Source organism: Polaromonas sp. YR568 (assembly GCF_900116715.1).
Classification (GTDB): domain Bacteria; phylum Pseudomonadota; class Gammaproteobacteria; order Burkholderiales; family Burkholderiaceae_C; genus Polaromonas.
The window spans coordinates 73732-86150 of the sequence record NZ_FPBM01000001.1; the positions used below are offsets into that span (position 1 = coordinate 73732).

14 protein-coding genes are annotated in these 12419 nt (G+C 62.0%); 8 read left to right on the plus strand and 6 right to left on the minus strand.

Annotated features, from left to right (window positions below):
* The first annotated feature begins 8 nt into the window (after positions 1-8).
* On the plus strand, positions 9-752 hold the full coding sequence (gene fabG / locus BM408_RS00305) for a 3-oxoacyl-ACP reductase FabG (protein WP_092125790.1): 744 nt from the start codon (positions 9-11) through the stop codon (positions 750-752).
* Here fabG and BM408_RS00310 read toward each other — a convergent pair.
* Positions 749-1930 carry a hypothetical protein gene (locus BM408_RS00310; RefSeq protein ID WP_092125792.1) on the minus strand — a complete coding sequence of 394 codons (1182 nt, stop codon included), beginning with the start codon at positions 1928-1930 and terminating at the stop codon, positions 749-751. The genes fabG and BM408_RS00310 overlap by 4 nt on opposite strands.
* 26 nt (positions 1931-1956) lie before the next feature.
* A complete protein-coding gene (locus tag BM408_RS00315; RefSeq protein ID WP_092125794.1) occupies positions 1957-2364 on the minus strand; it encodes a GNAT family N-acetyltransferase in 408 nt (135 codons plus the stop codon).
* 235 nt (positions 2365-2599) lie between these two features.
* Here BM408_RS00315 and BM408_RS00320 point away from each other — a divergent pair, with 235 nt between their 5' ends.
* On the plus strand, positions 2600-2938 hold the full coding sequence (locus tag BM408_RS00320; protein WP_092125796.1) for a hypothetical protein: 339 nt from the start codon (positions 2600-2602) through the stop codon (positions 2936-2938).
* Between the two features lie 63 nt (positions 2939-3001).
* Here the strand turns inward: BM408_RS00320 and BM408_RS00325 are convergent, their stop codons facing one another.
* Both BM408_RS00325 and BM408_RS00330 read right to left on the minus strand, forming a co-directional pair.
* Positions 3002-3298 (minus strand): hypothetical protein, encoded by a 297-nt coding sequence (locus BM408_RS00325; protein WP_092125798.1) that lies wholly within the window; start codon positions 3296-3298, stop codon positions 3002-3004.
* A gap of 81 nt (positions 3299-3379) precedes the next feature.
* A complete protein-coding gene (locus BM408_RS00330; protein WP_092127192.1) occupies positions 3380-4240 on the minus strand; it encodes an AraC family transcriptional regulator in 861 nt (286 codons plus the stop codon).
* An 84-nt stretch (positions 4241-4324) separates the two neighbouring features.
* Between BM408_RS00330 and BM408_RS00335 the strand changes: the two genes are divergently transcribed.
* From BM408_RS00335 to BM408_RS00350, 4 genes are all read left to right on the plus strand, one after another.
* Positions 4325-4684 carry a cupin domain-containing protein gene (locus BM408_RS00335; RefSeq protein ID WP_092125800.1) on the plus strand — a complete coding sequence of 120 codons (360 nt, stop codon included), beginning with the start codon at positions 4325-4327 and terminating at the stop codon, positions 4682-4684.
* Positions 4685-4761: 77 nt separating this feature from the next.
* Positions 4762-5739 carry a bifunctional helix-turn-helix transcriptional regulator/GNAT family N-acetyltransferase gene (locus BM408_RS00340; RefSeq protein ID WP_092125802.1) on the plus strand — a complete coding sequence of 326 codons (978 nt, stop codon included), beginning with the start codon at positions 4762-4764 and terminating at the stop codon, positions 5737-5739.
* A gap of 189 nt (positions 5740-5928) precedes the next feature.
* Entirely contained in the window at positions 5929-6504 is a 576-nt protein-coding gene (locus tag BM408_RS00345; RefSeq protein WP_092125804.1) for a chromate transporter, read from the plus strand.
* Positions 6501-7094, plus strand: coding sequence for a chromate transporter (locus BM408_RS00350; RefSeq protein WP_092125806.1), 594 nt, complete (start codon positions 6501-6503; stop codon positions 7092-7094). Before BM408_RS00345 ends, BM408_RS00350 begins: the two co-directional genes overlap by 4 nt.
* A 15-nt stretch (positions 7095-7109) precedes the next feature.
* Here the strand turns inward: BM408_RS00350 and rlmB are convergent, their stop codons facing one another.
* A complete protein-coding gene (gene rlmB, locus BM408_RS00355; RefSeq protein WP_092125808.1) occupies positions 7110-7865 on the minus strand; it encodes a 23S rRNA (guanosine(2251)-2'-O)-methyltransferase RlmB in 756 nt (251 codons plus the stop codon).
* Between the two features lie 254 nt (positions 7866-8119).
* On the opposite strand from rlmB, the gene BM408_RS00360 reads away from it, so the two are divergent.
* The gene (locus tag BM408_RS00360; protein WP_092125810.1) at positions 8120-8998 is read left to right on the plus strand and encodes a c-type heme family protein; all 879 of its coding nucleotides are present in this window, start codon (positions 8120-8122) and stop codon (positions 8996-8998) included.
* Positions 8999-9054: 56 nt separating this feature from the next.
* Complete coding sequence (locus tag BM408_RS00365; protein ID WP_092125812.1) at positions 9055-11418, plus strand: protein kinase domain-containing protein; 2364 nt, start codon at positions 9055-9057, stop codon at positions 11416-11418.
* A 151-nt stretch (positions 11419-11569) separates the two neighbouring features.
* Here the strand turns inward: BM408_RS00365 and BM408_RS00370 are convergent, their stop codons facing one another.
* A complete protein-coding gene (locus tag BM408_RS00370) occupies positions 11570-12328 on the minus strand; it encodes an ABC transporter ATP-binding protein (protein WP_254774661.1) in 759 nt (252 codons plus the stop codon).
* Positions 12329-12419 lie beyond the last annotated feature (91 nt).

Consider the following 12419-nt stretch of genomic DNA (forward strand, 5'->3'; position numbering starts at 1 on the left):
TCCATTTCATGCCAAGACTCAAAAACAAGATCAGCATCATCACCGGCGGCGCCCAAGGCATAGGCCTGGCCACCGCCCTCAAGTTTGCAGAAGAAGGCGCCATCGTGATCGTCTGCGACGTCAAACAAGCCGGGGTAGACGAAGCCGTCAAACAATGCCAGGCCCTGGGCGCCCAGGCCGTCGGTTATGTGATGGACGTGACCCAGCGCGCCATGGTCGACGCCGTGGTCGGCAAGGTCAAAGACCAGTTTGGCCGTATCGACGTACTCGTCAACAATGCCGGCATCACACAAGACGCACGCCTGCAAAAGATGACTCTGGAGCAATTCGACAAAGTCATTGATGTCAACCTGCGCGGGGTCTTCCACTGCGCGCAAGCGGTTGCCGACATCATGACCGCGCAAGGCAGCGGCGTGATCCTCAATGCCAGCTCAGTCGTGGGCATCTACGGCAACTTCGGCCAGACGAATTACGCCGCCAGCAAGTTCGGTGTTATCGGCTTTACCAAAACCTGGAGCCGCGAGCTGGGCCCCAAGGGCGTACGCGTGAATGCGGTGGCGCCGGGCTTTATCGCCACGCCCATCCTGAGCACCATCCCCGACAAGGTGCTCAAGGAGATGGAAGCCCATGTACCGCTCAAGCGGCTGGGCCGGCCTGAGGAGATTGCTACCGTCTATGCCTTCCTGGCAAGCGACGACGCCAGCTATATCAATGGGGCGGTGATTGAGGTGTCAGGCGGGATGTCGGTCTAAAACATCGGCCATTTCAAATAAGGGCGCGCTTTTTTCCAGGGGATGGTCAGCACAACACCTCTGCATTGCCTGATCGGCTCCGCAAAATCGTTGCTGACAACGGCAAGGCCATCGAACTGAGGCATGAACCCGAAGTCGTCACGCTCTTCGGTGTGAGATGGCTCAATACGGATTTTCTGCTTTACCGCCGGAGCATCTTCGTCGTCCTCTGAACGCAAAATTTTCTCGGCCCAGGCATCGAAACACTCATCAACCTCGCGGACTCCCGTCGCTGCGGACGGTTTTAAAGATTCGTCTCTGAGCTTGCGTGTTTCCGCGATGACCACATCGTCGATGTAGTACTTGAGCAAAGCGTTCTTTCCCTTCAAGAGCTTGCCGGTTTTCATGTCATAGGTTTCCACACCGTAGGCAAAAAGACCGTGAGCGCCGCCGTAGTAACCACCCTGCCCTCCACCCCACACCAGGAACCGGGGTGATTGGTACTGAATTTCAAAGCTGTCTTCTTCGCCGCCTTCCATGGACAGGTTGTACAGCCGGTCTGCGGTGCGCTCCACTAGCCTGCGGGCTTGTTCGGCATTAAATTGCTTCATGATGGCCGTGGGGTACCCGGAGAAAACCTGGGGGACCTTGACGCCGGACCGTGGATCCGTGAGGGTGCCGGCCACCACCCCGTTTCGCTTGGGCAGCCGGCTGAGCGTGGTGGGTCCTGTACCCAGCAGCTGACCCCAGACACTCATGTCGCCGAGGGGCGTCAGCTTTGATGCTTCAAAGTCAATCTGCACGGGTGTGTCGGGCAAGGCGGCCTTCCACTGGGCGGTGAAGGCCTTTGTGCTGCCTTCCTTTAATGAGTCCGGCATGCGCCAGTAACCCGTGGGATGGGTGCAGTCATCGCCTCGAAATGCCGCCTTGCACTCCGCCAGCCAACCGTCCTTGAATTTGACCAATGGAATAACCCGGCCCACTGAGCGATCAAAATAATCGGCCAGTGCCGGCGACTGGTTTTCAGGAGCCGGCTCCCGCGTCTTGAGTTCCTCCGCAGAGGCAAACTGAAGCACCAGTTCTTTGGCGCCGAGTTTGCCGACAAAAGTCGGCTCTTCAGCTTGGGCCAGCGCATGGTTTGACAGCGCAACAAGTGCCGTGAAGAAACAGCAAGCCCGGATACCGGTCAACACGCTCATGGTTTTTCCAGAATGGACAGAGTGCATCACCGCTTGCGCCTGATCACAAAGGCATTCTCGGCCTGCTGAAAGCCCACTGCCGGGTAGTAAGACATGGCGCCGGGCGCAGACAACAGGATGAGGGAAACCTCGTCCCCGATGATGGCCTGCGTGCGGCGGATCAGCTCTGTCCCAACGCCCTTGCCCTGGAGCGCCTTGTCGACGGCCAGGTCGGACAGATAGCAGCAATAGCTGTAGTCGGTGAGTGACCGGCTGACACCCACCAGGCGATCCCCCTGCCAGGCGGAAATGACAAGGCTGGGAGCGGCGAACATGCGGGCGATCCGCGGCAAGTCCGACGTGGGCCGGGTAATGCCGGAGGCATCGAAAACGCGCACGACCTGGGCGGGATCCAATGGGTAGTTGTGACGGTACTCAATCGTGCTGTCTGTCATTGCGCCCTCGAAAAGCCTGGTTGCGGTCGATGCCGACGATTCTAGGTGGGCGGCTTGCGTCCGTTTCGCCTGCGCCTGAAAAGCTCAGGTAAAGAGACAGGCAAAAAAAAGCCCGGATCAACCGGGCTGGAATCTGGCATGGCCAGAGGGAGGGATGCGACCCTGAGGTCGCAACCTGAATGTAATGGCCCCAACAAGGATCGCTTGTAGGAGAATGTCTCAAAATCATCTTTTCATGATCGTCAACCCCTCCGTCGTCGTCGACGAACTCATCCAGCGCATCACGTCCATCGTGCTGCGGACCTATGAGGTGGAGCAACTGCTGCCGGAGGGCAACAGCGAAAGCCTCTCGCTTGCCAGCCACGAGCTTGTCAGCGCCGTCGCCACAGACACGGGCCAGATCGATTTCTCGTGCGAATTGCTGCTCAAAGCCGAGGAGAGGCGCAGCTCGTTTCTGGTGAAAGTGCAGGGCCAGGCGGCCTATGAAACACCTGTATGGCGGATCAACGAGATTTATGACGTTGTGGTGGATCCGCTGGACCGCGGCGACTCGGGGTTTGCCGGCCTGGCGTGAAGCAGGCGCGGCTCAAATGATGAGCTATTGATCAAGAAAATGAGAACTGAAGCAAGCCAGATCTCACACGCCCATCAGCGTCTTCACTTTGACAATGACCGGCATCAACGCGACGATAACCAAGACCCCGGTACTGAAGGCCGTAGGCCTGAAGTCCCTCTTGAAGCCACCGCACTGCAAGAAAAGCAGGAACAACGGAAATGGCATGAACAACGCGAACCAGCCGTAGAACCCCTGAATGGGAGCAACAGATGGTACAAATTTGGCCAGCAAGCCGATGACGAGATAAACGAAGCTCGCAGCGAGAACAAGCTGCCCGTCCCGATTCTGGAACAGCGCATAACGAAGCCTGGTGATCATGAAGCTCTTTCAGTATTGATTTGTGGCATGGCTTCTTTCAGCCAGATAAAGCGCGCCCGGAACTAGAAGAAGCCCTGGCGCCTAGGCATGATTAGAGCGCATCTGCCGCAGCCAGGCCCCGGGCGCCAGGCCCACGCTGCCCTTGAAGCGCCGGCTGAAGTGGCTCTGGTCGGCAAAGCCGCAGGCAGCGGCCACCTCGGCCAGTCCCCGCCCGGCCAGCATGCCCGTCTGGGCCCGCTCTATGCGCACCGCGTTCAGGTAAATATGCGGCGGCACGCCGAATTGCCGGGCGAAGGCTCGGGTCAGGTGCACACGCGAGAGGCCGGCCTCGCGTGCGAGGGTATCGACGGTGATGTCCTGGTCGAAGTGGCTGCGCAAATAGTCGCGGATACGAACCATGCGTGCCATGCCGGTGGATCTGGTTTCATCGCCGCCCGAGTGCCGTTCACGCCGTTCACCGTAGCGCTGCAGCAAGCGCACCAGCACATCCCGCGTCAGTTCCTCTGCCCGCAGCGACTCCTGCGCCTGCCCTGCGGCGCTGATCGCACGCGCCAGCGCCTGACCCATGGCCGCATCACGCACCACCGGCTGGCTGAAGTAGGCCGCCATGTCCAGGCCGGCTTCCTTGTCGCGGCATTCGTTCACCACCTGCTGCGACACGTACAGCATGCTGTAGCCAAAGCCTTCCTGCGTGCCGCGCTGGCCGTCGTGCGATTCGTCGGGGTTAAGAAGGATCACGTCGCCGCGCAGGCTGGTGTGCAGCGCGCCGCCGCAGTGAAAGGTCTGCACGCCGGAGGCGGTGACGCCGATGGAATAGGTCTCGTGGCTATGGCGCTCAAAGCTGTGCTCGGTGAAATGGGCGTTCATCTGGGTCACGCCGGCCAGGGCGCCCGGGCGGAAGCGGGCCCAGTCTTTGGGTGTGTGGGCCTGGGCTTGCTGCATGAAACAATCGTACAAGACGCGGCAAGCGCGGACAAGCAGACTCTCCTCTTCAACCGTCTTCAACCGCAACGCAAGAGGAATTCCATGAAAACACAAGCCATAGACCTGCGCACCAAGCTCGCAAGCTTTGAAGGCCACTGGCAACCGCGCACCGTGAGCGAGTTCAACGGCCACGATGTGATGGTGGTCAAGGTCCAGGGGGAATTCAGCTGGCATTCGCACCCGGAGAGCGACGACTTCTTCCTGGTGCTCAAAGGTGAGCTGCACATCGATATCGACGGCCAGCCGACGGTCATGCTCAAGCCCGGCCAGTTGTATGTCGTGCCGCGCGGGGTGCCGCATCGCCCGCGCGCGCCCGAGGAGGCGCACCTGCTGCTGATCGAACCGACCGGTGCACCCAACAGCGGCGATGCTGCCACGGCGGCCCCGCGCCGGGTGATTTAAGCCAGTGATCGGGGCAAAAAAGCAGTGGAAATTCAATTTACTTGACTTTGTCAATTAATTGATTGACGATAGCCATCATGGCATCGTCAAACCCCTCCCCCGCACCCTCCCCAATTTCCTCCTCAGCACCCGCCGCCAGCACGGCGCACGTCAAGGCTGTTCGCCGTTTCAACCGCTTCTATACCCAGCGCATTGGCGTGCTGGACCCTTACCTTGGCAGCGAGTTTTCGCTGACCGAGGTGCGGGTGCTGTATGAGCTGGCCCACCGAGACCAGCCGACGGCCACCGAGCTGGGGCGTGACCTGTCGCTGGACGCGGGCTACCTCAGCCGCATCCTGCGGCGGTTTGAAAGCAAAGGCTGGCTGGCGCGCGTGCCCTCGGTGGCCGATGGCCGGCAAAGCCTGCTCAAGCTGACCGAGGCCGGGCACGCGGTGTTTGCGCCGCTACAGCAGCAGTCGCGCGACGAAGCGGCCGGGCTGCTGGCCGCGCTGGCGCCTGCCGAGCAGCAAAAAATCGTGAGCGCCATGGCCACGGTGGAGCGACTGCTGGCTGGGCCGGAATCACCCGCCGCAACACGCACCGTGATCCTGCGCGACCCGCAGCCCGGCGACATGGGCTGGGTGGTGCAGCAGCACGGCGAGGTTTATGCACGCGAATACGGCTGGAACAGCGAATTCGAGGCGCTGGTGGCCGACATCGCCGGCAAGTACCTGAAAAACCACGAGCCGGACTGGGAAAAATGCTGGGTCGCGGAGATCGACGGCGAGCGGGTGGGCGCGGTGTTTGTGGTGCGCAAGTCAGCCACGGTGGCGCAGCTGCGCATGCTGATCCTCACGCCCGGCGCGCGCGGGCTGGGCCTGGGCGCCCGGCTGACGGATGAATGCCTGGCGTTTGCACGCGCCAAGGGCTACAAAAAAATGGTGCTCTGGACAAACAGCCTGCTGACGGCGGCCCGCGCCATCTATTCAAAGCGCGGCTTTGTGCTGACCAAAAGCGAGCCCCACCATAGCTTTGGGCATGACCTGGTGGGTGAAACCTGGGAGTTGCGCCTGTAAGCGCCTCTAAGCGCCTGAATGCGACGCCGGCCATCGCCAAACACGGGCCCGCGCCTGGAAACTTAAGTAATTCAGGCCTGAAACCCTTGTGCAACAAGCGCAAGCAGCTCCTGTTTTAATAGCAGAGGGTTCCCGCCGGTTTCTGCCCGGGGCGCGGGAGTGCATCGATGAAGCGGCGATAATGCACCCATGAGTTCTCTGCCCGCGGAAGATCGCCCGCAACCCAAATCCCTCACCGACCTTTTTGTTTCATTCACCTTGCTGGCGCTGCAGGGTTTCGGCGGCGTACTTGCCATCGTGCAGCGTGAGCTGGTCGAGAAAAAACGCTGGATGACCCGCGAGGAGTTCATTGAAGACTGGGCCGTGGCGCAGATCATGCCGGGGCCCAATGTGGTGAACCTCTCCCTGATGGTGGGCGGGCGCTACTTCGGCCTCAAGGGTGCAATGGTGGCCCTGGCCGGCATGCTGACCGTGCCGCTTGTGCTGGTGTTGCTGCTGGCCGTGGTCTACGCCCAGTTTGCCGGCCACCCGGGTGTAGCCGGCGCGCTGCGCGGCATGGGCGCAGTGGCTGCCGGGTTGATTGCCGCAACCGGCCTCAAGCTTTCCGGCGCGCTCAAGAAAAACGTGCTGGGCCCACGCCTTTGCGCCGGGCTGGGCGTGCTGTGTTTTGTGGCGATCGCGCTGCTGCGCATTCCGCTGGCCTATGTGTTGCTCACCCTGGGTGTACTGTCTTGCGTGCTGGCCTACCGGAGGCTCAAGCCATGAACGAATCGCTGCAATCACTGCACCTGGTCTTTGGCGCGCGTGACTGGTTTGACCTGTTCCTGCATTACCTTTCGCTGTCGCTGTTGTCGGTGGGTGGCGCCATCAGCACCGCGCCCGACATGCACCGCTTTCTGGTCGACAAGCAGCACTGGCTGACCGACGCGCAGTTCAACGCCTCGATCGCGATTGCGCAGTCGGCGCCGGGGCCGAACGTGCTCTTTATTGCCCTGCTGGGCTGGAACGTGGGCCTGAATGCCGGCGGCATGCTGACGGGCTTGCTGGGGGTGTTTCTGGCGCTGCTGGGTATTTTGATTCCCAGCACCACGCTGACGTATACCGCCGCCCAGTGGGGCCACCGCAACCGCGAGCTGCGGGCGGTGCGTGCCTTCAAGCAGGGCATGGGGCCCATCGTGGTGGCCTTGCTGATCGCCACCAGCTGGATTCTGGCCAGCGCCAATGGCAGCTCGCTGAAGGACTGGCCGGTGTGGCTGCTGACGGCCGCCTCGGCCATCATCGTCTGGCGCAGCAAGATTCACCTGCTGTGGCTGCTGGGCGCGGGCGCCCTGCTCGGCTGGTACGGGCTGATCTAAAAAGCTGTTGACGATTTAAGCGGGGCGCCGCTGGCGCAACGCTTCGTACAGGCACACGCCGCTGGCCACGGACACGTTCAGGCTTTCCACCGCACCGTGCATCGGGATGCTGACCAGCTCGTCGCAGGTCTTGCGGGTGAGCTGGCGCATGCCCTCGCCTTCAGCGCCCAGCACCAGGGCGACCGGGCCTTTTAAATCCACGTCGTAAATCGTTTTCTCAGCGTCGTCACTCGTGCCTATGCACCAGATGTTGCGCTCCTTGAGCTCGTTCAGGGTACGCGCCAGGTTGGTCACCATGAAGTAAGGCATGGTCTCGGCCGCACCGCTGGCCACTTTGGCGACGGTGGCATTGATACCGGCGGCGTGGTCCTTGGGGGCAATCACGGCATGGGCGCCAGCGCCGTCGGCCACCCGCAGGCAGGCGCCCAGGTTGTGTGGGTCGGTGACGCCATCGAGCACCAGCAGCAGCGGCTGGGCTATGCCGGCTTCTTCCAGTTGCTCAAGCAGTTCATCCAGAGATTTGACCTGGGCCAGCGCGTCCACGCGGGCGACCACACCCTGGTGGCCATGGCTGCCGCACATCTTGGCCAGGCGCAGGCCGTCGGATTCGATCAGGCGGATGCCGGCCTCGCGGGCACGGTCGGTGAACTGGCGCATGCGGGCGTCGCGGCGCGAGACGTCAAAAAAGACCTCCAGCACGGACTTGGGAGCGGTTTTGATGCGGACACCGACGGCATGAAAGCCAAAAAGCACTTTGGGGGAAGAAGACATGGAGGGGATTATCGCCCTTGCCTCTTTAGCGGCATTCCTGCCCTTTCCGCCTAGCCTGACTTGCCGCATAACCGGTTTGCCCGGATTCAATCCGCGACCATGAACGCTCATTCATGTGCATTGGCATTACTACCGGTGCATTCAGGGCGACCAGCGGACACAATACCGGTGCAGTAAGACTAAAATAGTAACAATCTGTACACAATATCAATAACTAACTTTCTGGCCGCAAGACGGCACACGGTGGAGATGCTATGGGCTTGAGACTCAAATTCAATTTGGTGCTGATTGTGGTTTTCCTGGCCGGCTTTGGGGCCGCAGGTTATCTGTCACGCCAGCTTTTGCAAGACAACGCCCGCGAGGAAGTGCTGCGAAATGCCAGGCTGATGATGGATACGGCGCTTTCCGTGCGCGCCTATACCGTCGAGCAGATCAAGCCCCACCTGGACAAGCAGCTCGAAGAAGTCTTCCTGCCCCAAACCGTGCCGGCCTACGCCGCTACTGAAACCCTGGGCCATATCCAGAAGAAATACCGCGATTACGGCTACAAGGAAGCCACGCTGAACCCCACCAACCCGCGTGACCGCGCCACCGACTGGGAAGCCGACATCGTCCAGCAGTTCCGCCAGAACGCCGACTCGAAAGAGCTGATTTCCGAGCGCCCCGCCGCCACCGGCCGGCTGCTCTACATTGCCAAGCCCATCCAGATCACCAATGCCGCCTGTCTGCAGTGCCACAGCGTGCCGGCCAACGCGCCTGCCAGCATGATCAAGATTTACGGCGAAGCCAACGGCTTTGGCTGGAAACACAACGAGATCATCGGCGCGCAGGTCGTCACCGTGCCCATGGACATTCCCATCCGCAACGCCGACCGCGCCTTCAAGACCTTTATGGCGTCGCTGGCGGCGGTGTTCGCCGTGGTCTTTGTCGTACTGAATCTGATGCTCAGCTGGCTCATCGTGCGGCCTATCCGCCGCATGTCGCAGGCCGCCGACAAGGTCAGCACCGGCGACTTCGATGTGCCCGAGTTTGCCGACGGTGGCCGGGACGAGGTGGCCGTGCTGGGCAGCTCGTTCAACCGCATGCGCCGCAGCCTGGAAAAAGCCATGCAGATGATTGACCGCGGCGACTGAGGCCCGGTACGACCTGATTTTTGCCGCCACCATCATCTGACGACCTGCACCGACGAATGAGCGACCCCGACGAAAAAACCCGGACACTGCCGGTGCGCCCTGCCGGCGGCGAAGGCAGCGACGTGGCCGCGCTGTTGCCGGGCCAGACCGTTTTTGAATACCGCATCGACAAAATGCTGGGCGGCGGCGGCTTTGGCATCACCTACCTGGCGCAGGACATCAACCTGCAGTTGCCGGTCGCCATCAAGGAATACTTTCCGGGCGACCTGGCCGTGCGCGCGGCCGACCTGTCGGTCAGCGTCCGCTCCAGTGAAAACAAGGCCCAGTTCCAGTGGGGCCTGGAGCGCTTTCTCGACGAAGCCCGGGCACTGGCGTCTTTTCGCCACCCCAACATCGTGCGGGTGCTGCGTTACTTCAAGGAAAACGGCACCGCCTACATCGTGATGGAGTACGAGTCGGGCGACCCGCTCAAGCGCTGGCTGGCCAAGCAGCCCGCGCTGGACCAGCAAAGCCTGCTGAAGATCATCTACCCGCTGATGGACGGCCTGGAAGCCGTGCACAAGGTGAACTTCCTGCACCGCGACATCAAGCCGGACAACATCTACATACGCGCAGACGGCACACCCGTGCTGCTGGACTTCGGCGCGGCGCGGCGCGTCACCGGCAACCAGGACATGACCAACATCGTGAGCCCGGGTTTTGCGCCGTTTGAGCAGTACCACAGCAAGGGCCACCAGGGCCCGTGGACGGACGTCTATTCGCTGGGTGCGGTGATGTACTGGATGACCACCGGCCACAAGCCGATGGAGTCGGCGTCGCGGGTGCGCGAGGACTCCATGCCCAAAGCGGCTGATACAGCCAGCGCGGTGGTCTTCGGTGCGCCCCTGCTGCGCGCCATCGACTGGGCAATGACGCCCAACGAAACGCAGCGCCCGCAGGACGTGGCCGCCCTGCGCCAGGCCTTGCTGAGCTCAGACTTCCTCAAGACACAGACCCTGCGCGCAGCCGCCGTGGGTGGCAACACCACAGTGACCACGGTGGCCGCACAGCCTCCGGCGCCCGCGATGACCATGGCAACGGTGGAGAGCAAGACGTCTGCCAGCACGCCGGTGGACAACGCCCTGCTGGCTTACGCGGCCAACTCGCAGTCGATCCCGCTGAACAGTGCCGAGAACCTGCGCAAGAACGTGCTGGGCACCATCATGTTCCTGGACCTCGTGTCCTATTCCACCTACTCGGTGGACCAGCAGGTGCAAATCAAGGCGCTGTTCAACGAGCTGATCACCAAAGCCATAGGCGGCGTGAAGGAATCCTCGCGCATCATGATCGACACCGGAGACGGCGCGGCGATCTGCTTCCTGGGCGACCCCGAAGAGGCCCTGCAATCAGCCCTGTTGCTGCGCGACCTGCTGGTGCACAAATACGGCCGCAAGCTGTCGCTGCGCGTGGGCTTGCACCTGGGGCCCATCCGCATGGTGTTTGACATCAACAACCGCGTCAATGTGGTGGGCGACGGCATCAATGTGGCCCAGCGCATCATGGATTTTTCCAAGCCCAACCAGATTGTGGTTTCGCGCGCCTACTACGACGTCATCTCGCGCATCACCGACACCGCGGCCAGCCTGTTCGACTACCTCGGCCCGCACATGGACAAGCACCTGCGCTCGCACGAGATCTACGCGGTGCTGGACCCGAATGCCGCGCCGCCCGCGCCGGCAGAACGCAACATGGAGTTCGAGCACACCGCCTCGTTCGCGGCCCTCGCCTCGCTCACGCCAGAGATGGCGCACGACATCGAAAACGAGCTGGCCAAGGCCATTGGGCCGCTGGCCAAGGTGCTGGTGAAAAAAGCCCTGCCGCGCACCGTGAGCGCCCAGGGCCTGCGCGACTTGCTGGCGGTGTCGATTCCCGATGCCACGGCCCGGGAAGCCTTTTTAAAACCGCGCAACGCCAGTGCGCCGGTGCATTCAGCGCCGCACGGCGCCAGCGGCACGCGCACAGGAAGCACCGGAAGCACCAGCAGCAACCTCAGCCGCTCCGTGTCCATGCCGGCGTCCCAGATGGCGCGCGGCGATGCGAGCCGCTTGCCCACCAGCCTGCCGACGGGGCAGACGGGACATTCGCGCCCTTCGACGAGCTCCTTTCCGTCATCACGGTCTTCGGTCTCGTCACCGTCTTCGCATTCCTCGCCAAGCGCCACGTCCATCAATGTGCACACCTTCAGCGCAGAGGTGCAGGCCCAGCTGGAACGCGCGCTGAGCCTGTACATCGGCCCGCTGGCTAAAACCCTGGTGCGCAAGGAAGCCGGGCGCCAGCCAGCCTTCAGCGGCCTCGTACAGGCGCTGGCACAGCACATTGACAAGGCGGACGACCGGGCAAAGTTTGTGGCTGCGGCGAAAAAGCTGCACGCCGGCCACTGAAGGCTGCGGGAAAGCCACAGGAAAGCCGCAGCAAGGGCGGTCTCAGGGGTTTTCGCCGGCAGGGTTTTGCTACTTTTTTAGTAGCTGCTCACGCCCGTCTATTGCGGCAACCAGGCCATTTTTCACTCAAAGTGCGCCTGGTACCCGTCCTTCAGGCAGCGCTGACGCGCCCCGCATCAATGGTGATGCGCCGCTCGCAGCGCGCCGCAATCGCCTGGTCGTGCGTCACCAGGACCAGCGTGGTACCCAGTTCACGGTTGAGTTCAAACATCAGCGACATGACGGTTTCGCCGGTGGCGAAATCCAGGCTGCCGGTCGGCTCATCGGCCAGCAGCACCGCCGGTTGCACCACAAAGGCCCGGGCCAGCGCCACGCGCTGCTGCTCGCCGCCCGACAACACCTTGGGGTAGTGGCCGAGGCGCTCGCCCAACCCTACGCGTTTGAGCATGTCAGTGGCTAGCGCGCGGGCGTTCTTGGCGCCCGACAGCTCCAGCGGGAGCATGACGTTTTCCAGTGCCGTCAGGTTACCCATGAGCTGAAAGCTCTGGAAGACAAAACCGACCTTCTGGGCACGCAGCGCGGCGCGGTCATCTTCACTCAGGGCAAAGAGGTCTTGCCCCGCCAGCCTGACCGTGCCCTGGGTGGGCGTGTCCAGCCCTGCGATGATGGACAGCAAGGTGCTCTTGCCCGAGCCGGAGGCGCCCACGATGGCGGCGGTTTCCCGCGCAGCCAGCGCAAAATCAATATCGCGCAAAATAGTCAGCGTGCCGGTGGAGTCGGTGACCGACTTGAAAACGTGCTCAACGGAAATAATTGAAGAGGCCGGGGCCCTGGAAGCTTGCGGAGCATCTGCCGCGCCTGCTACGGCACTTCCGGCACCATTCACGCCACTAACCGCAGGTTCAAACATGTCAGCCTTGTCAAAAAATGTGAAATCAGACTTTACCAAGCTTGGCCTTGCGGCGGCGGCAAAGACCTTGGTAAAGCCTTGGGTAGCGCTG

Excerpts from the sequence above, each read along its gene's own strand:
- BM408_RS00320 (WP_092125796.1), top strand. The coding sequence starts at position 2,600 with ATGATCGTCAACCCCTCCGTCGTCGTCGACGAACTCATCCAGCGCATC.
- BM408_RS00370 (WP_254774661.1), bottom strand. The coding sequence starts at position 12,328 with ATGTTTGAACCTGCGGTTAGTGGCGTGAATGGTGCCGGAAGTGCCGTA.
- BM408_RS00335 (WP_092125800.1), top strand. The coding sequence starts at position 4,325 with ATGAAAACACAAGCCATAGACCTGCGCACCAAGCTCGCAAGCTTTGAA.
- BM408_RS00330 (WP_092127192.1), bottom strand. The coding sequence starts at position 4,240 with ATGCAGCAAGCCCAGGCCCACACACCCAAAGACTGGGCCCGCTTCCGC.
- BM408_RS00350 (WP_092125806.1), top strand. The coding sequence starts at position 6,501 with ATGAACGAATCGCTGCAATCACTGCACCTGGTCTTTGGCGCGCGTGAC.
- BM408_RS00365 (WP_092125812.1), top strand. The coding sequence starts at position 9,055 with ATGAGCGACCCCGACGAAAAAACCCGGACACTGCCGGTGCGCCCTGCC.
- BM408_RS00315 (WP_092125794.1), bottom strand. The coding sequence starts at position 2,364 with ATGACAGACAGCACGATTGAGTACCGTCACAACTACCCATTGGATCCC.
- BM408_RS00340 (WP_092125802.1), top strand. The coding sequence starts at position 4,762 with ATGGCATCGTCAAACCCCTCCCCCGCACCCTCCCCAATTTCCTCCTCA.
- BM408_RS00345 (WP_092125804.1), top strand. The coding sequence starts at position 5,929 with ATGAGTTCTCTGCCCGCGGAAGATCGCCCGCAACCCAAATCCCTCACC.
- rlmB (WP_092125808.1), bottom strand. The coding sequence starts at position 7,865 with ATGTCTTCTTCCCCCAAAGTGCTTTTTGGCTTTCATGCCGTCGGTGTC.
- BM408_RS00325 (WP_092125798.1), bottom strand. The coding sequence starts at position 3,298 with ATGATCACCAGGCTTCGTTATGCGCTGTTCCAGAATCGGGACGGGCAG.
- fabG (WP_092125790.1), top strand. The coding sequence starts at position 9 with ATGCCAAGACTCAAAAACAAGATCAGCATCATCACCGGCGGCGCCCAA.
- BM408_RS00310 (WP_092125792.1), bottom strand. The coding sequence starts at position 1,930 with ATGAGCGTGTTGACCGGTATCCGGGCTTGCTGTTTCTTCACGGCACTT.
- BM408_RS00360 (WP_092125810.1), top strand. The coding sequence starts at position 8,120 with ATGGGCTTGAGACTCAAATTCAATTTGGTGCTGATTGTGGTTTTCCTG.